This window comes from Elstera cyanobacteriorum (assembly GCF_002251735.1).
Taxonomy (GTDB): domain Bacteria; phylum Pseudomonadota; class Alphaproteobacteria; order Elsterales; family Elsteraceae; genus Elstera; species Elstera cyanobacteriorum.
This window is the reverse complement of the sequence record NZ_NOXS01000030.1, coordinates 213857-231192: the sequence shown is the minus strand read 5'-3', so window position 1 is coordinate 231192 and position 17336 is coordinate 213857. Positions and strand designations below refer to the sequence as shown.

Genomic DNA, 17336 nt, shown 5'->3' with positions numbered 1-17336 from the left:
CAAGATGCCTGCCGCGCGGTGGGGCATTCCGGCTTTCCTTTACGGGGCGGCGGGACGGGTTGGCAAGGCCCGCCAGCGGCGCGGCAGATGAAACTTTCGTCATTTGCGTATTGAAACCCTATCCAAGCGCCCCCGTCTCATGCCATTGTGCCGCGTAAATTGGCGATTACTACCCTGATGACACATCCGCCGTCCTCCCTTGATCTCTCGCCTACCTCCTCGACTGAGGGGGTGGAAGATGTTCTGGTGCAGCGGGCTAGCTTTGCGCCGGGCGATGATATTGTCCGCGAGGGCGACCCAGGGGATTGCTTCTATTTTATCGAAGACGGCAGCGTTGAAGTCTTCAAATCCGGCCCCGGCGGGACGTTGAAGCTGGGCGAGGTTGGCACCGGCGGTCTGTTCGGCGAAATGGCGCTGATCGACAATAAGCCGCGCATGGCGACCGTGCGGGCGAAAGAGCCAACGGTGTGCCGTATCTTCCCCGCCGCGATCCTGTCCCAAAGCCTCGAAGGCTCGGACTCGCTGGTGCAGATGCTGCTGAAGCTGTTCGTTAAGAACATCCGCAACGTCGCCAACTTGCAGATGGAAAATCGGCGCCTGCTGTCGGAACTGACCCAGTTCCGCGACCGCGTGTCGGACGAGTTGGAAGTCGCCCGGCGCATGCAGCTCGACCTGCAACCCTCCGCCCGTGAAATCGACGAGATCGACGAAGCGCTGAACATCAAGATCAGCGCCCGCCTTGCCCCTTCCACCGAAGTGGGCGGCGATCTGTGGACGGCGTTCAGCCTGCCAAGCGGGAAACTGGGGATTTTCCTCGGCGACCTCACCGGGCACGGCGTGGTGGCGGCCGTGAATGCCTTCCGCCTGCATGCGCTGCTGTCTGACCTGCGCGACCATGCGCAGCATCCCGGCCACTTCATGACGCTGCTGAACCGCCGCCTGTCGCGCCTGTTGCCATTCGGCCAGTTCGCGGCGGCCTTCTATTGCGTCGTCGATCCGCACGCCGGGTTGATCCATTACACGGGGGCGGCGTGGGAAGCGGCTTTGGTCTATGACCGCGAGACGGGGGTGTCGATCCCGCTCTCGGGGACGGGCTTGCCGCTGGGCGTGTCCGAGCACGAGGTTTATATCGACGCCACCATGCCGCTGCCCCAAAAGGCGCGCGTGCTGGTCTATTCCGACGCGCTGTCGGAATGTTTCTGCTTCGACGGCGCCCGCGTGGCGGAAGCCGAGTTCAACCGCTGGCGCGATGCCGCCCTGGCGGAGGATGACGATCTGCCGGAAGGGCTATTGCGCCGCCTCGCCGAAAACCAAGTCCGGCATCTCGACGACGATCTGACCATCGTCGCCGCGACCGTCGAGCATAGCGCCCCGCTCTACTAATGACCGCCCGCCCGTCCCATGCTTTAGCCGCGCTGCTGCTGATCCTTGCCCTGCTCGGCAACCTAGCCGCGTCTTTTGGCGTTGCACCCCCTGCACAGCGAGCATTCGACGCGGCCCAAACTGAATTAACCGCGCTGCTTGGGGCGCAGGTTGCCTTCTGTACCCCGGCGATGACGGGCGAGGGGCCGACCGGCCCCACCCATCATGGAGCAGCAGAGTGTATCCTCTGCTGTCTGCCCTCGCCGCTGCGTCTCGCCCTCTTGGCGCAGGCGCCGGTCTTGTGGGCGCCGCCGAAGCCGGTGGCGGCGCAGGCCCCTTGGCCGCTGCTGCGGGCCGCCTGGCACGAGGCCGATCCGCCCCCCGCCCCCTATCGCCCGCGCGATCCCCCGGCCTTTGGCTGAAACCGGACGCTCTTTCCCGTTTTCTCCAAAGGATTCTATCGATGAAAACCACTTTCGCCGCCCTGATGGGCGCCGCCGTGCTTGCTTTTTCGGCCGCTGCCACAGCCCATGCTACGCTCGAAACCAGCCAAGCCGTGGCGGGAAGCTACTATAAGGCCGTCGTCCGCATCGGGCATGGCTGCGAGGGCAAGCCGACCCTGAAGGTTCGGGTGAAAATCCCCAATGGCGTTTCCGCCGTTAAAGTGATGCCGAAAGCCGGCTGGACGCTGGATATCGTAAAAGGCCCGCTGGCAACCCCGCTCGACGATGGGCACGGCGGCAAGATCACCGAAGGCGTGACCGAAGTTGTTTGGTCCGGGTCGCTCGACGATGCCCATTACGATGAATTCGTGCTGCGCGGCAAACTGCCCGACGCGCCGAACACCACCCTCTGGTGGCCGGTGGTGCAGGAATGCAATGGCGCGGCGCACCGCTGGATCGAAATCCCCGCCGCCGGGCAGGATCCCCATAGCCTGAAGGAACCGGCCCCCGGCCTGAAGCTGACGCCGAAGCCGTAAGCGTACCGGGGGCGGGCCGGTCCCGCCCCCGTTTTGAGGGATAGGGTCAATGATCCGCTTCTTACTGGCGCTGCTGCTGCTCTGGGTGCCGCTGCCCGCCCTCGCCCACGCTGGCCTGATAGAGGTTCAGCCGGAGGATGGCGCCCGGCTCGAGACCGCCCCGCCCGAAATCATGTTGCGCTTCAACGAACCGGTAACGCCGATCAGCCTGCGCTTAATCGATAGCGCTGGGCGCGAACAGACGCTGGCGCCGATCTCGGCGGGGGACATCCTCCGGGCGGCCCTGCCCGCCGCGCTGCCGACCGGGGCCTATACGCTCAGTTACCGCGTCACCTCGGTCGATGCCCATCCGGTCGTGGGGGCCGTGGTGTTTGGCGTCGGCGTGAGCGTTGAGGCGGGGGGTGATCCGGCGCAGATGGCGGGCGGCGGCCTCATGGCGGCCAGCATGATCCTGCGGGCGATGGCCAATGCCGCAACCCTCGTGCTGGCGGGCGGGATGCTGGCCCGGTTGCTCCTGGGGCCTACGGCGGCGCTGCGGAGCCTCACCGGGCTTGCGCTGCTCGCCATCCTGGGCCACGGCGCGGGCGTTTGGCTGCAAGGCGGTGTGCTGCTGGGGCAGGGGATTGTTGGGCTTCTCTCCGTCGAGGCGTGGCGGCTTGGGAGCGCGTCAACGCGCGGGCCAAGTTTTGTGGTTCTCACCCTCGGGGTTGTTCTGTTGACCCTCGCCGGGCGCCGCCGTGGGGTGATCTTGGCGGGGTTAGCTGCCGTCTTTGGCGCTTATCTTCTCACCGGCCATGCCGCCAGCGCCCCGCCGGAAGGGTTGGCGAAGCCGTTACTGGCGCTGCATGTGGCGGCGGCAGGCTTCTGGATCGGGGCGCTGCCGATCCTGCTGCGCGCGCTTACCAAGCCGGGGGCGGCGGCCTTGCTGGCCCGCTTCTCCCGCTGGGCGCTGGGGCTGGTGCCGCTGCTCGTGCTCGCCGGGGTCGGGCTCAGCCTGCTGCAAGGGCTTACGCCCGCTGCACTGATCGATCACCCCTATGGGCGCTTGCTGGCGTTGAAGCTCGCGCTGGTTGCCGGGCTGCTGGCGCTCGCTGCGCTCAACCGGGTGTGGTTGACCCCCGCTTTGGCGGCGGGCGGTTCAGCTCAGCCCTTGCGGCGCTCGATTTGGGCCGAGGGCGTTTTGGTGATTGGGGTGCTGCTGGTGACGGGCGTTCTGTCGCAAACTCCGCCACCGCGCGCCGAGCATCACCACGACTCCGCCGCCAAGGCCGAGGGGTTCAGTAGCTTGACCCCACTGGGGGATCGATTGGTTCTGCTGGCCCTGACCCCGGCCCGCCCCGGTGACAATCGGTTGCGGGTGACGGTGACCGACGCGACTGGTAGCGTCCGCCCGCCACTGGAAGCGGTTGCGTATCTGAGCTTGCCTGCCGCTGGGATCGAGAACCTCCGCCGTCCGTTGGCCCGCGAGGGGACGGATTTCATCGCCGATATCGCGCTGCCGATGGCGGGCGTCTGGCAGGTGCAGGTCGACCTACTGGTGACGGACTTTGAAAAGCGCAGCCTATCGGCAGAGATTGCTGTGCGGTAGGGAGTAAAACAACCGCAAAAGCGATGTTTCAACCTGCCGCTTCCTCCAGCAACCACGCGCGCAGCGCCCGTAATCGGGGCGTTTCCGCCCGGGCGGGTGGGCAGACCAGCCAATAGGCGCCACCTTGTAGGGACGAGACGTCGAAGGGTTTTACCAGCCGTCCGGTATCGAGGTGATCGGCCACCAGGATCGGGTCGAGGACGGCGACGCCCAACCCCTGCAAAGCGGCCTGAATGACCAGCGAGCGGGTATCGAAGACCGGCCCGGCGGCGGGGTCGAAGTCAGGATTATCGGAAAGCCCCGCCGCCAGCGCCCACAGTGCCCAATCGTCCCGGCGCAGGCGGGCGTGCAGGCGCTTTAGCCCGATCAGATCGGCGGGTTTCTTGAGATCGCGCGCCAGGGCGGGGATGCAGACCGGCACCAGGGTTTCGGCGAACAGCCGGGTGGCGACCATCTCCGGCCAAGCGTCGGCGGTGCCGTAGCGGATCGAGCAGTCGAACCCATCGCGGTCTACGTCCGCCGGGGTCGAGCCGGTGGCGATGCGCACGTCGATGTCCGGGTGCTGGCTTTGGAAATGCGGCAGGCGCGGTATGAACCAATACATGGCGAAGGTGGAGAGCATCGAGACCGAAATCACGCCTTCGGTCTTGCGGTCGGCGAGTTTCGCCACCGCTTCCGCCAAATGATCGAACCCCAGCGTTAGGCCGGGCAGCAGTAGCGCGCCTTCTTCCGACAGGCGCAGCCCGCGGGGGGAGCGCAGGAACAAGGGCACATCCAGCAACTCTTCCAAATGGCGGATTTGGTGACTGACGGCCGAGAGGGTAACGCTCAATTCCTCCGCCGCTGCCGAGAACGACAAATGCCGCGCGGCGGCCTCGAAGGCACGCAGGGCATTGAGCGGCGGCAGGCGGCGTTTGCGGGGCGGCGTGGTCATGAGAAAACCTATAGAGCCAGTCAAAATAATTCAACTTGCTGTCTGCGGTGAATCCGCCGTTTGATCGGCCCCAACCACAAGACCAATTGGAAGGGATCGAGCCATGGCGCAGCCGCGCACTTTGTTCGACAAAATCTGGGACAGCCATATCGTCGATGTCACGGCGGACGGCGCGACCACATTCTATATCGACCGGCATTTGGTGCATGAAGTGACCAGCCCGCAGGCCTTTGAAGGTCTGCGCGTCGCAGGCCGCAAGGTGCGCCGCCCGGATGCCACCTTCGCCGTCGCCGATCATAATGTGCCGACGACCGACCGGACCCAGGGCATCGCCGATCCCGAATCGCGCCTACAGGTCGAAACCCTGGCGCAGAACGCCAAGGATTTCGGCGTCAGCTACTTCGGGATGGACGATGTGCGCCAGGGCGTCGTGCATATTATGGGGCCGGAACAGGGCTTGACCCTGCCGGGCATGACCATTGTGTGCGGCGATAGCCATACCTCCACCCACGGCGCGTTCGGCGCGCTGGCCTTCGGTATCGGCACGTCCGAAGTCGAACATGTGCTGGCAACGCAAACGCTGGTGCAGAAGCGCGCCAAGAACATGCGCATCTCGGTGGAAGGCGACCTGCCGCCGGGCGTGACGGCGAAGGATCTGATCCTGGCCATCATCGGCACCATCGGCACCGCCGGCGGTACCGGCTATGTGGTGGAATTCGCTGGGAAGGCCGTTCAGGCCCTGTCGATGGAAGGCCGCATGACGGTCTGCAATATGACCATCGAAGCGGGCGCCCGCGCCGGGCTGATCGCCCCCGACGAAACCACCTTCGAATACTTGAAGGGCCGTCCCTACGCCCCCAAGGGTGCCGCATTCGAACAGGCCGTCGCTTACTGGAAGACGCTGCCGAGTGATGAAGGCGCGCATTACGATAAGGAAATCGTGATCGACGCCACCAAGCTCGTGCCCTTCGTCACCTGGGGTACCAGCCCGGAAGACGCCGCGCCGATCACCGCCGTCGTGCCGAACCCGGCCGACGCCGCCGACGCGGGCAAGCGCGCTGCCATCGAACGCTCGCTGGAGTATATGGGCCTGAAGGCCGGAACGCCGCTGAGCGAGGTTACGATCGACCGCGTGTTCATTGGCTCCTGCACCAATGGCCGCATCGAAGACCTGCGCGCCGCCGCCGCCGTCGCCAAGGGCCGCAAGGTTGCCGCTGGGGTTTCGGCGATGGTTGTGCCGGGGTCGGGGCTGGTTAAGGAACAGGCCGAACAGGAAGGGCTGGATAAGGTCTTCCTCGAAGCCGGGTTCGAATGGCGGGAGCCGGGCTGCTCTATGTGCCTTGCCATGAACGCCGACCGGCTGGAGCCGGGCGAACGCTGCGCCTCTACCTCCAACCGTAACTTCGAAGGCCGTCAGGGCCGTGGCGGGCGCACCCATCTGGTTGGCCCGGCGATGGCCGCTGCGGCGGCTGTTACCGGTCGCCTGACCGATGTTCGCGCGTTGCTGAGCTAGGCTGTGGGCCAGGGAAACCAAGCGCCGGTCGTGCGCCGCCTGCTGGCCGGTCTGATCGACCTGCTGGCGGTGGCGCTGCTGGTGACCGTTATCGGACTGGTGCTGAGCGTGGCGATCACGGTCGGTGCCGCGTCCGAGGCCGAGAAACAGGGCGTCGCCTTCTGGGGTGCGCGCCTCATTCTCGTCGTTATTCCCTGGCTCTATTTCGCCCGGCTGGAACGCGGCCTAGGGTATCAGACCTTCGGAAAATCGGCTTTGGGGCTGCAAGTGCAGCGCACGGATGGGCAGCCGCTCGGCTTTCCCCGTGCCGCGCTGCGGGCGCCCCTCAAGCTGTTTCTGGGCTGGACCTGGCCGCTGGTACTGATCGGGCAACCGCCGCTCTACGACCGTCTTCTTTCGACCCAAGTTGTTGCGCGCCCTGCCTAAGCGCGCTGGAGAAACGCCATGCAGCCTTTCACGACCCTGACCGGCATTGCGGCCCCGCTGCCGCTGATCAACATCGATACCGATATGATCATCCCGAAGCAGTTCCTGAAGACCATCAAGCGCACGGGTTTGGGCAAGAACCTGTTCGATGAAATGCGCTACACGCAGGATGGTAAGGAAATCGACAGCTTCGTGCTGAACCAGCCCGCCTATCGGCAGGCCAGCATTCTCGTGACCGGCGAGAATTTCGGCTGCGGCTCCAGCCGCGAACATGCGCCCTGGGCGCTGGCCGATTTCGGCATCCGCTGCATCATCGCCGCGAGCTATGCCGACATCTTCTTCAACAATTGCTTCAAGAACGGCATTCTGCCGATCGTTCTGCCGCAGGCCGACGTCGATAAGCTGATGGACGATGCGCGCAACGGCGCCAACGCCCGCCTGACGGTCGATCTTGCAAGCCAGACCATCACCCGCCCCGATGGCTCCACCATCGCCTTCGAGGTCGATGCGTTCCGCAAGAAATGTTTGCTGGAAGGTCTCGATGATATTGGCCTGACGCTGGTCAAAGGCGATAAGATCGATACTTACGAGGAAGCAACTAAGAAGAGCCAGCCCTGGCTGTTCGCCTCCTAAAAAGTTTACAAGAGCGAAGGATAATAAAATGGCTGCGAATAAATCGCTCCTGATTCTACCGGGCGACGGCATTGGCCCCGAAGTCATGCGCCAAGTGCGCCGGGTGATCGATTGGATGGCCAAGCGCCGGTCGGTTAGCTTCAACGTTAGCGAAGGTCTGGTCGGCGGCGCGGCCTATGAGTCGCACGGCTCGCCCTTGTCGGACGAAACCATGGCCGATGCGTTGGCCGCCGATGCGGTATTGCTCGGCGCCGTTGGTGGGCCGAAGTGGGACCAGCTTCCCTACGATAAGCGCCCGGAACGCGGCCTGCTGCGCCTGCGCAAGGAAATGGACCTGTTCGCCAACCTGCGCCCGGCGGTGGTCTATCCGGGTCTCGTCGATGCCTCGGCCCTGAAGCCGGATCTGGTGCGCGATCTTGATATTCTGATCGTCCGCGAGCTGACGGGCGGCGTGTACTTCGGCGAACCGCGCGGCATCACCACGCTGCCGGACGGCCAGCGCCGGGGGGTGAATACCCAGGTCTATACGACCAATGAAATCATCCGCGTCGCCAAGGTCGCCTTCGAGCTAGCCCGCAAGCGCCAGAGCCGTCTGCATTCGGTCGAAAAGGCCAATGTGATGGAATCGGGCGTGCTGTGGCGCGAAGAAGTGCAGAAGCTGCACGATGCGGATTACACCGACGTGACGCTCGAGCATATGTATGCCGACAATTGCGCCATGCAGTTGGTGCGCGCGCCGAAGCAATTCGACGTGATCGTCACCGATAATCTCTTCGGCGATATTCTGTCGGACTGCGCCGCCATGCTCACCGGCTCGCTCGGGATGCTGCCGTCCGCGTCGTTCGGCGCGCCGGATGCCGCCGGTCGCCGCAAGGCGATGTACGAGCCGGTCCACGGCTCCGCCCCCGACATCGCCGGGCGCGACATCGCCAACCCGCTGGCCACCATCCTCAGCTTCTCGATGATGCTGCGCTATTCGTTCGATATGGACGAAGACGCCAACCTGATCGAAACCGCCGTGAAGAACGTGCTCGCCTCGGGCATCCGCACCGGCGACATCATGGGCCCGAACACCGCCCGCGTCTCCTGCTCGACCATGGGCGAAACCCTGGTGCGGGAATTGGATAAGCTGTCGGCGTAGGGACAAGCTCCACGAGAAAAACCGGCAGGGATTCCCTTGCCGGTTTTTTTCTGTCAGAATCAAATTATCGAGGTGGTTTTCTCAGATTCTTGATGAGCTTTGATCTTGTACGACTGTGGGTGAGGAGCCGACCGATGACGGACGGACGGACTTACATTTTTCATCTCACACCCTACACGCCCGAGACGCTGTCGCTCGGGCGGCTGGCAGAGTATGCCACCGCTTTAGCCGAGGTTTTTGGCCATCGGGACTCCGTTCATCTCCGGGGAATAGACGCTGGAAGCGTCAAGCTTGCATTGAAGATTGATGACTCCGTTGTCACCCATATTGAAGCTCGCCTAGCCGACCTCGCCACCGGCGCGGGGCCGGAGGGAGCGCGGTCCGCCATCAAGCGCATTACAGAGTTTCTTACACTCGATGGTGGCACAGCGACATTAGAGGCCGCTAATGACAGTGCCGCGGTCTTAACGTTCCCAGCGCCTAAGCCACCATTACCCCCGGTCTCCGTTACCGAGGTTGGCTGTTTGGACGGCCGCGTGCTCCGTTTAGGTGGTAGCGGGGAAAAGAAAGTCACCGTTTTGCTGGAAACGGATATTGGGCGCATTACGTGCGATTTGCATAAATCTAAAGCTAAAGAAATGGCCCCTTATCTTTTTGATTGGGTCCGCGTCACTGGGGTTGGTGTTTGGGAACGTTCCCCTCAAGGGAAATGGTTTCCATCCTCTTTTACGATTAATACCTTCGATCCGCTTGACGATGAGGGCTTGGCGGATGTTTTAGCGCGCCTGCGGTCCCTGGGGGCGGGGTGGCCGGATAGCGAAACGATACAAAAGACATTGCGTGAAATACGTGATTGAGATCGAGGTGAGATGTGAAAGTCGTTCTCGATGCTTCTGTTCTCACCGAATTTCTTGCGCCCTCTGCTCATTCTACGGATGACACCCCCTACCGCCGGAAGGTGAGAGTTTTGGCCGATTTATTGGCCGGGCAAAAGGCCATGATTCTGATTCCGACCCCTGTCATTGCCGAAGTTTTGGTTAGCGTTGGCCCAGAGGGTGTGGGGCGCTTGGAAATAGTGCAGAGGACATTAGCGTTCCGCATTGTGCCCTTCGATTACCGATCTGCCATGGAAACTGCTTGGATGGCTCGTGCTGCGCGGGAGGCGGGAGATAAAAGGGCCGGGCGAGGCTCGCAAGTAACTTGGTCACAAATCAAATTCGACTGGCAAATTATAGCGGTAGCAAAAGTGCATCAAGCCGACGTTATTTATTCCAATGACGAAGGGTTTTGCAAATTTTCTAACAAGCACGAGATGCCGGCAGTCTATATGGAAGAATTCGATCCTTCCGACCATCATTCCGATACGCCACTCTTTCAGTTCTCGCGCCCTAAATAGACTTTCCGCCCCCCGGCACCCGTAACATCCCCGCCCCTCACGCCTGCCCTTCCGCATAAGCGCTGGCCTCCCGCGCTGCACCTGCTAAACTGCGCCGCTTACGTTATGAGGCCCGCCGCGCGGTGGGCTGCGTGCTGTGATTTCTGTGGAGCCTACCGACCCATGACCTCTGCCGCCCTGCCGAAGAAGCCCGCCGGTTCCCCCGAAGGTGAAGAGTATACCGCCGATTCGATTAAGGTGCTCCGGGGTCTCGATGCGGTCCGCAAGCGCCCCGGCATGTATATCGGTGATACGGGCAGCGGGTCGGGCCTGCATCACATGGTCTATGAGGTGGTGGATAACGCCATCGATGAATCGCTGGCGGGCCATTGCGATCTCGTCGAAGTGATCCTGAACCCGGACGGGTCGTGTACGGTGCGCGACAATGGGCGCGGCATTCCGACCGATCTGCACCCGGAAGAAAAGATTTCCGCCGCCGAGGTCATTATGACCCAGCTCCACGCGGGCGGGAAGTTCGACCAGAATTCCTATAAGGTTTCCGGCGGTCTGCACGGCGTCGGCGTGTCGGTGGTCAACGCGCTTTCCTCCGTCCTGCGCCTGCGCATTTGGCGCGGCGGCAATACCCACGAGATGGAGTTCCGTCATGGCGCCTCGGTCGCGCCGCTGAAGGTCACCGGCCCGTCGAACGGCAAGCGTGGTACGGAAGTGACCTTCCTGCCCTCCTATAAGACCGACGAAAACCCGGACGGCACCTTCGAAAACGTCTATGAATTTAGCTTCGAGACGCTGGAACACCGCTTGCGGGAACTGGCCTTCCTCAATTCCGGCGTTACCCTGAAGCTGACCGATGCCCGCCATTCGGAACCGAAAGACGTGCTGCTGCACTTCCAGGGCGGTGTGCAGGCCTTTGTGCAGTATCTTGATAAGTCCAAATCGCCGCTGCACGCCCCGCCGATCATGATCAAGGGCGAGCGCGACGGCATTACCGTGGAAGCGGCGATGGAATGGACCGACGCTTATCACGAATCGATGCTGTGCTTTACCAACAATATCCCGCAGCGCGACGGCGGCACCCATTTGGCGGGCTTCCGGTCGGCGCTGACGCGCATCGTCAATACCTATGCAACCGATAGCGGCATCGCGAAGAAGGAAAAGGTTAGCTTGACCGGCGACGACGCGCGCGAAGGCCTGACCTGCGTGCTGTCGGTGAAAGTGCCGGACCCGAAATTCTCCAGCCAGACCAAGGACAAGCTCGTGTCCTCGGAAGTGCGGCCTATCGTCGAGAACATCATCGGCGAAAAGCTCAACCAATGGTTCGAAGAGCATCCGCACGAAGCCAAGCGCATCGTTGCCAAGATCGTCGAAGCCGCTTCGGCGCGCGAAGCCGCCCGCAAGGCGCGCGAAATGACCCGGCGCAAAGGCGCGCTCGATATCGCCTCCCTGCCCGGCAAGCTGGCCGACTGCCAGGAACGCGACGCCTCGAAAGCCGAACTCTTCCTGGTCGAGGGTGACTCGGCAGGCGGGTCGGCCAAACAGGGCCGCGACCGGAAGTTCCAGGCCATCCTGCCGCTGCGCGGGAAAATTTTGAATGTGGAGCGCGCGCGCTTCGACAAGATGCTGTCCTCCGCCGAAATCGGCACGCTGATCGCGGCGCTCGGCACCAGCATCGGCGCGGAAGATTTCAATATCGAAAAACTGCGCTACCACAAAATCATCATCATGACCGACGCCGACGTGGACGGCAGCCATATCCGTACCCTGCTGCTGACCTTCTTCTACCGGCAGATGCCGGAGTTGATCGAGCGCGGCTACCTTTATATCGCCCAGCCGCCGCTGTACCGCGCCAAGCGCGGCCAAAGCGCCGTCTACCTGAAGGACGATCGCGCCCTTGAGGATTATCTGCTGACCGATGCGTTGAAAGACGCCTCGCTGACCCTGGGCGATGGCAGCGCGATTGCGGCGGAAGACCTGCGCCGCTTGGCTGAAACCGCCCGAGCCGCGCGCAATCTGATCACCCAGGTCGGTCGCCGCGTTGGCTCCGTCAGTGTGGTTGAACAGGCGCTGCTCGCGGGTCTGCCGAACCCGGATGCGCCGCTGGGCGACGCCGAACAGGTGCTGGCCGACCGCATCGCCGCGCGGCTGGACGCCATGACCCGCGAGGCCGAACGCGGCTGGAAGGGCATTGTCTCGGAAGACGGTCTGCGCCTGTCGCGGATGTGGCGCGGGGTGGAGGAACGCTACGAGCTGGACCTCGCCACGCTGCGCTCGGTGGAAATGCGCCGCCTGATGACCCTGGCCGATACCTTCCGCGCCGCCTTCCAACAGCCCGCCAAACTGCGCCTGAAGGACAAAGAACAACAGTCCGCCGGGCCGATGGCGCTGGTGGAGGCCTTGTTCGAGCATGGCCGCAAGGGCGTCTCGATCCAGCGCTACAAAGGCCTGGGCGAAATGAACCCGGACCAGCTTTGGGAAACCACGCTGGACGCCAACGCCCGCACCCTGCTGCAAGTGAAAGTCGCCCATACCGAACAGGCGGAAGAGGTTTTCTCGACCCTGATGGGCGATTTGGTGGAGCCGCGCCGCGACTTCATTCAGGCCAACGCGCTGAAGGTGGCGAATTTGGATGTGTAATGACACCGCGCGCCGGGCGGCTATAACGCTCGGCGCGCGTCTGACAGGCGCGCAGGCTATCGTTTCGGTTTAGCTGTGTTAGAGTTGCCTCGGCGGAAGGGATATTCGACCTTTTCGGCTGAGTGACGGCCCTCTGACACGGATGACGATTATGCCGATAATGACAACGCCCGGCGTCTTGATCACCGGAACCGATAGCTTCCCCAACGCTGTCACGCCGGTTGCCACGGCGGTGCCCGCCTTTATCGGCTATACGCCGCGAGCGGATTATCAGGGGACATCCTATTATAATAAGCCGGTGCGGATTACCTCCTTTGCCGAGTATATGGCGCTCTTTGGCCTTTCGGCGCCGCAAGCACAATACTCGCCGCAATATTATCTAGTAGAGCAAGCGTCTGTTCCCGCCGCGGGGACGAGCATTACGGTCAATAATACCGTCTATGCCATCCTGCCAGACCCCAATACAATTTATTATCTCTATAATGCCATCCGTCTTTTCTTTCTGAATGGGGGCGGTGCGGCCTGGGTGGTTTCGGTCGGCCCGTATGGTGCGGCGAGCGGGGCGCCAGTGGCGGCCCCTGGGGTACAGGCCGTTAATCCCAATGTGAAACTGTCCGAGCTTCAGGCCGGGCTGGCGCTGCTGGAGGCTGAGCCGGAACCGACCCTCTACCTCTGTCCAGAAGCGACCTTGCTGTCCCCCACCGATAACGCGGCCTTGGTTCAGGCGATGCTGACCCAGGCCGAGCGGCTTGAAACCGCCTTCTGTCTCTTCGATGTCGTCAACGGTAACCAGCCGACGCAGCAAACCTATTCCGACCAGATTACCGCCTTTCGCCTCGGTACCGGTCCCTTTGGGCTGAAGTATGGGGCGTGTTACTACCCGTTTATCGGCACCACGGTCATCCAGGCGGGGGAGATTACCTATGCTAATCTCTTTGGTGGCACTATCGCGGCGCTCGCGCCCCTGCTGGATTCGCCCGCAAATCCCAATCCTGTCGCGCGGAAGATTATCGACGCGATCGAAAACCCCCCGGCCAATCCGCTCACGCCCAGCCAACTGCATTCAGCGCTGCTCTCGGCCAGCCTGACCTATACCGAGATCCTTCAACAGGTGACGGCAACCGCCAGTATTCTGCCTCCCAGCGCGGCGATGGCGGGCGTTTATACGGTTAACGATGCGACCCGTGGCGTCTGGAATAGCCCGGCCAATACCAGCATTGTCGGGGCTGCCAACCTTCCCATTCAGTTGACGGATAGCCAGCAGGCCGCCCTGAATGTCGATGCGATCACGGGTAAGTCGATCAATGTGATTCGCCAATTTGCCGGTCAGGGGATTTTAATCTGGGGGGCGCGCACCCTAGATGGGAATAGCCAGGATTGGCGCTATGTCGCCGTCCGTCGCACGATGACCTTCCTGGAGCAGTCGGTAAAATTAGCGGCCCAGGCCTATATTTTTGCGCCCAACGACGCCAATACCTGGGCTGCCGTCAAAAGCATGATCGGCAGTTTCCTAACAGACGTTTGGAAGCAGGGCGGGCTGCAAGGGGCGAAGCCGTTGGAAGCTTTCTCGGTAGATATCGGCTTGGGGAGCACGATGACACCGCGCGATCTGATGGATGGTTATATGCGCGTGACGGTCGCGGTCGCAGTGGTGCGCCCGGCCGAATTTATCGAGATCACCTTTCAGCAGCAGATGGCGCAATCCGGGTAAGGCGGGCCGGCATGCGGGTGTCTTTGCTTACTTAGAGGCATTCTAAAAAAGAGACCCGCCCATGCCAGAAGCGCGGCCTCTAACAGCAATATGATATTGCGAGTTAGTCGCATTTAAAGATAGCCTAAACCTCTCTTCGCCCCAATGGGCGACGGCCTTGCCGGAGGTGCGCTATGACGGGTCTTGCTCTTCCCAATTCCCCCAACCCCTTAGCGGCGTTGAAGCGCCTCGCCGCCTTCATCGGCCCCGGCTATTTGGTTGCGGTCGGCTATATGGACCCCGGCAATTGGGCGACCTCGTTGGCGGCGGGGTCGCAGTATGGCTATGCCCTGCTGTCGGTGGTGCTGATCGCCTCGCTGCTGGCGATGCTGTTGCAGGCGCTGGCCATTCGCGTTGGCATTGCGACGGGCAAGGATTTGGCGCAACTCAGCGCCGAGCGCTTCTCCCCCCTGACCGGCAAGCTGCTGTGGGTGGCGGCGGAATTGGCGATTGTCGCCACCGATCTGGCGGAATTGATCGGCACGGCGATTGCGCTGCACCTGCTGTTCGGCCTGCCGCTGCTCTATGGTATTCTGCTGACGGGCTTGGACGCCGTGCTGATCCTGCTGCTGCATCGGCGCGGGATGAAGCCGCTAGAGGCCTTTGTGATCGGCACGACCGGGCTGATCGTCGGCGCGTTTCTGTTTCAAGTGATCGTGCTGAAGCCCGACGCTGGGGCGGTGGCGGCGGGGCTGGTGCCGCGCGCCGACTGGCTTGCCGATGGCACGGCGCTCTATCTCGCGGCGGGCATCCTGGGCGCGACGATCATGCCCCATAACCTCTATCTCCATACCGCCCTGGTGCAGGCGCGGCCCGCCGCCCCGGCAGAAAAGCCGCGCGCCATTCGCTATGCGACCATCGATTCGACCCTGGCACTCACCGTGGCGCTGTTCGTCAATGGGGCGATTCTGGTCGTCGCTGGAACCGCATTCACGGGGGCGGCGGGCGCGCTGGATTTTCAGATGGCTTACAAACTCCTTGAGCCGGTGGTCGGCGTCGGCCTAGCGGCGGTGGCCTTTGCGGGGGCGCTGCTAGCGTCCGGGCTGAATGCCACCGTGACGGCAACCCTGGCGGGCCAAATCGTGATGGAAGGGTTTCTGGCCCTGAAACTCTCCCCCGCCTTGCGCCGCTTGATCACCCGCAGTTTGGCCCTTGTCCCGGCGGCTTTGGTGGCGGCGGTCTATGGGGAAAGCGCGGCGGAAGGGCTGCTCGTCGCCTCTCAAGTCATCCTCTCGTTGCAACTGCCCTTTGCCGTCGTGCCGCTGCTGCTGATCGCCGGGGACCGCCAGCGGATGGGGGCGCTGGTGGCGCCCCGCTGGCAGCAGATCGGCGGGTGGGGCGCCACCGCCCTGGTCATCGGCCTCAATAGCGTGATGCTGATGAATTTAGTTTAAATTTTCTGCAACTTAGCGGGGAGAGCTAACGGGCGGCACTCCTAAAACTCGACTTCAGAAAATGCTCATTTTGTCCTTACCCTTTGTTAAGGGATCGGGCGTAGAGTTTTTGTAGATCCACGGGGGATCATCTAGACAAGACTCATAACAAGGAGCCATGAGCATGCTGTTTTCGAAGAAGGAGGATCCTCTTCCGCGCCGCGCTGTTGCAACCGCATCCAAAGCGCAGGCCATCAGCATTACAGCCGAAACCCAGCGTTTTGGGTTTTGGATCATGACGGGCATGCCGCTGCCGGTGCGCCTGTTCCGACCGGTCGCGCCGGTCCGGTCTACTCGGTAATCCCCCGCCCCGGATCGTCTCTCCTGATGTGACGACCCTAGCCCCGCCGGTGCAGCATCGGCGGGGTTTTTCTTTTGCGCACGCATCTCACAATTGACGGGATATAGTTGAGACGATACGTGCGCGGTCCTCGTCCGACCTTATGGCGCGAAGCGGTGCCGCTGTTCTGGCGCGGGGATTAAGCAGGTTTCCGTCCGGCCAAACCAAGCATACCGGTTGGCGGCGATACGGTCGTAAAGCCAATCGGTTAACCTGCGCGGTAAAATCCTTAGGAACCGTCCCCATCGCCACGGCGTGCGCAGGTAGGCCGCCAGCCGGAAGGCGGCTTCCGAGCGCAGGAAAACTTGGCCGTTCTCAATAAAAACGAAGCTATCGGTCATGCCCGGCAGGCCGATCTGCGCCAGCAGCGCCTGCCCGCTGTCCGACTGCACTGCTGCAAATCGCATCTTGGGTGCCGATTCCACCTTTAGTACGAAGCGCACAGCACCGCTGCACAGCACGCAGACGCCGTCGAAGAGGTAGGTCGGCCCCGCGAGAAACGGGGTCAGATCGGTAGGGGGTGGCGACATGGGTCAGCCTTTCGCGGTTCGGGGAAAGCTTGAACCCCTTACCGGAAAAATCAACAGTGCAGCGGTGCTGGTTCCGATTTCGGAGGTGTTGATGGTAGGTCCGACCCTGTTTCGCCGGATGCTGGGCCAGGCAATGGACCAGTTGCCCGCCGCCGTCCGCGCGGTGCACGATACTCAAGGTCGCATCGAAGTGACCGGCACGGCTGAGGTGGACGCCAAGCCGGGCCTGCTGCCCTGGCTAATCTGCGCTGCCCTTGGTCTGCCCGCCGCCGGGTCGGGTGTGCCCGTAAGGATCGTTTTCGAGATGGGGCCGGAGGGCGACTATTGGGAGCGGCACATCGGAACGCGCCGGTACGCCAGTCATTTTGTGGCAGGGCCGCGCGCGGGTGTCGTCATCGAGCGGATGGGGGCTTTCGCTAGCCATTTCGTCCTGACCGCGACCGCCGATCGGCTCTATCTGACGCTGGACCGCTGCGCTTTCCTAGGCCTGCCCCTGCCTTCCTGGTTGGCACCGCGGTGTTCGGCGGAAGAGGCGGAGATCGACGGCGCCCTTCTGTTTGATGTACCGATTGATCTGCCGCTTCTGGGCCGGATAATCCGCTATCGGGGTATAGTGCGCCCGTAAGACGCCTGCCCGGCTTTCCCGGCATTTTATTCATCCTTTTCAGCCCGGCGCGCCC

The 17336-nt window shown here is 62.7% G+C and carries 17 protein-coding genes; 15 read left to right on the top strand and 2 right to left on the bottom strand.

Going from position 1 to position 17336, the window contains the following annotated elements; all coding sequences use genetic code 11:
• Positions 1–177 precede the first annotated feature (177 nt).
• The 4 genes from CHR90_RS07060 to CHR90_RS07045 are packed head-to-tail and all read left to right on the top strand — an operon-like array spanning position 178 to position 3929.
• The gene (locus CHR90_RS07060) at positions 178–1383 is read left to right on the top strand and encodes a SpoIIE family protein phosphatase (RefSeq protein WP_094408289.1); all 1206 of its coding nucleotides are present in this window, start codon (positions 178–180) and stop codon (positions 1381–1383) included.
• Positions 1383–1784 (top strand): hypothetical protein, encoded by a 402-nt coding sequence (locus CHR90_RS07055; protein WP_094408288.1) that lies wholly within the window; start codon positions 1383–1385, stop codon positions 1782–1784. Before CHR90_RS07060 ends, CHR90_RS07055 begins: the two co-directional genes overlap by 1 nt.
• A 41-nt stretch (positions 1785–1825) precedes the next feature.
• Complete coding sequence (locus tag CHR90_RS07050; RefSeq protein WP_094408287.1) at positions 1826–2341, top strand: YcnI family protein; 516 nt, start codon at positions 1826–1828, stop codon at positions 2339–2341.
• Between the two features lie 49 nt (positions 2342–2390).
• Positions 2391–3929: a copper resistance CopC/CopD family protein gene (locus CHR90_RS07045; RefSeq protein ID WP_094408286.1), complete on the top strand. Its 1539-nt coding sequence runs from the start codon at positions 2391–2393 to the stop codon at positions 3927–3929.
• 28 nt (positions 3930–3957) lie between these two features.
• On the opposite strand, the gene gcvA is transcribed toward CHR90_RS07045, so the two are convergent.
• Positions 3958–4863, bottom strand: a complete 906-nt coding sequence (gene gcvA / locus CHR90_RS07040; RefSeq protein ID WP_094408285.1) for a transcriptional regulator GcvA — start codon at positions 4861–4863, stop codon at positions 3958–3960.
• A 103-nt stretch (positions 4864–4966) separates the two neighbouring features.
• Here gcvA and leuC point away from each other — a divergent pair, with 103 nt between their 5' ends.
• The 10 genes from leuC (at position 4967) to CHR90_RS06990 (ending at position 16087) form a co-directional block, all read left to right on the top strand.
• Complete coding sequence (gene leuC, locus CHR90_RS07035) at positions 4967–6376, top strand: 3-isopropylmalate dehydratase large subunit (protein ID WP_094408284.1); 1410 nt, start codon at positions 4967–4969, stop codon at positions 6374–6376.
• A gap of 3 nt (positions 6377–6379) precedes the next feature.
• Positions 6380–6802, top strand: coding sequence for an RDD family protein (locus CHR90_RS07030; protein ID WP_094408283.1), 423 nt, complete (start codon positions 6380–6382; stop codon positions 6800–6802).
• A gap of 18 nt (positions 6803–6820) precedes the next feature.
• Positions 6821–7435 (top strand): 3-isopropylmalate dehydratase small subunit, encoded by a 615-nt coding sequence (leuD, locus tag CHR90_RS07025; RefSeq protein ID WP_094408282.1) that lies wholly within the window; start codon positions 6821–6823, stop codon positions 7433–7435.
• A gap of 28 nt (positions 7436–7463) precedes the next feature.
• Complete coding sequence (gene leuB, locus CHR90_RS07020) at positions 7464–8576, top strand: 3-isopropylmalate dehydrogenase (RefSeq protein WP_094408281.1); 1113 nt, start codon at positions 7464–7466, stop codon at positions 8574–8576.
• Between the two features lie 134 nt (positions 8577–8710).
• On the top strand, positions 8711–9433 hold the full coding sequence (locus CHR90_RS07015) for a hypothetical protein (protein ID WP_141210900.1): 723 nt from the start codon (positions 8711–8713) through the stop codon (positions 9431–9433).
• A gap of 14 nt (positions 9434–9447) precedes the next feature.
• Positions 9448–9972, top strand: a complete 525-nt coding sequence (locus CHR90_RS07010; RefSeq protein ID WP_094408279.1) for a type II toxin-antitoxin system VapC family toxin — start codon at positions 9448–9450, stop codon at positions 9970–9972.
• Between the two features lie 162 nt (positions 9973–10134).
• Positions 10135–12603, top strand: coding sequence for a DNA topoisomerase (ATP-hydrolyzing) subunit B (gene gyrB / locus CHR90_RS07005; RefSeq protein WP_094408278.1), 2469 nt, complete (start codon positions 10135–10137; stop codon positions 12601–12603).
• Between the two features lie 160 nt (positions 12604–12763).
• Complete coding sequence (locus tag CHR90_RS07000; RefSeq protein WP_212668634.1) at positions 12764–14314, top strand: phage tail sheath family protein; 1551 nt, start codon at positions 12764–12766, stop codon at positions 14312–14314.
• 173 nt (positions 14315–14487) lie between these two features.
• The gene (locus CHR90_RS06995) at positions 14488–15747 is read left to right on the top strand and encodes an Nramp family divalent metal transporter (protein ID WP_094408276.1); all 1260 of its coding nucleotides are present in this window, start codon (positions 14488–14490) and stop codon (positions 15745–15747) included.
• 163 nt (positions 15748–15910) lie between these two features.
• Entirely contained in the window at positions 15911–16087 is a 177-nt protein-coding gene (locus CHR90_RS06990) for a hypothetical protein (protein WP_170941325.1), read from the top strand.
• Between the two features lie 140 nt (positions 16088–16227).
• Here CHR90_RS06990 and CHR90_RS06985 read toward each other — a convergent pair whose 3' ends face one another.
• Positions 16228–16656 (bottom strand): thiol-disulfide oxidoreductase DCC family protein, encoded by a 429-nt coding sequence (locus CHR90_RS06985; RefSeq protein ID WP_094408274.1) that lies wholly within the window; start codon positions 16654–16656, stop codon positions 16228–16230.
• Positions 16657–16747: 91 nt separating this feature from the next.
• Between CHR90_RS06985 and CHR90_RS06980 the strand changes: the two genes are divergently transcribed.
• On the top strand, positions 16748–17281 hold the full coding sequence (locus CHR90_RS06980) for a DUF4166 domain-containing protein (RefSeq protein WP_170941324.1): 534 nt from the start codon (positions 16748–16750) through the stop codon (positions 17279–17281).
• Positions 17282–17336 lie beyond the last annotated feature (55 nt).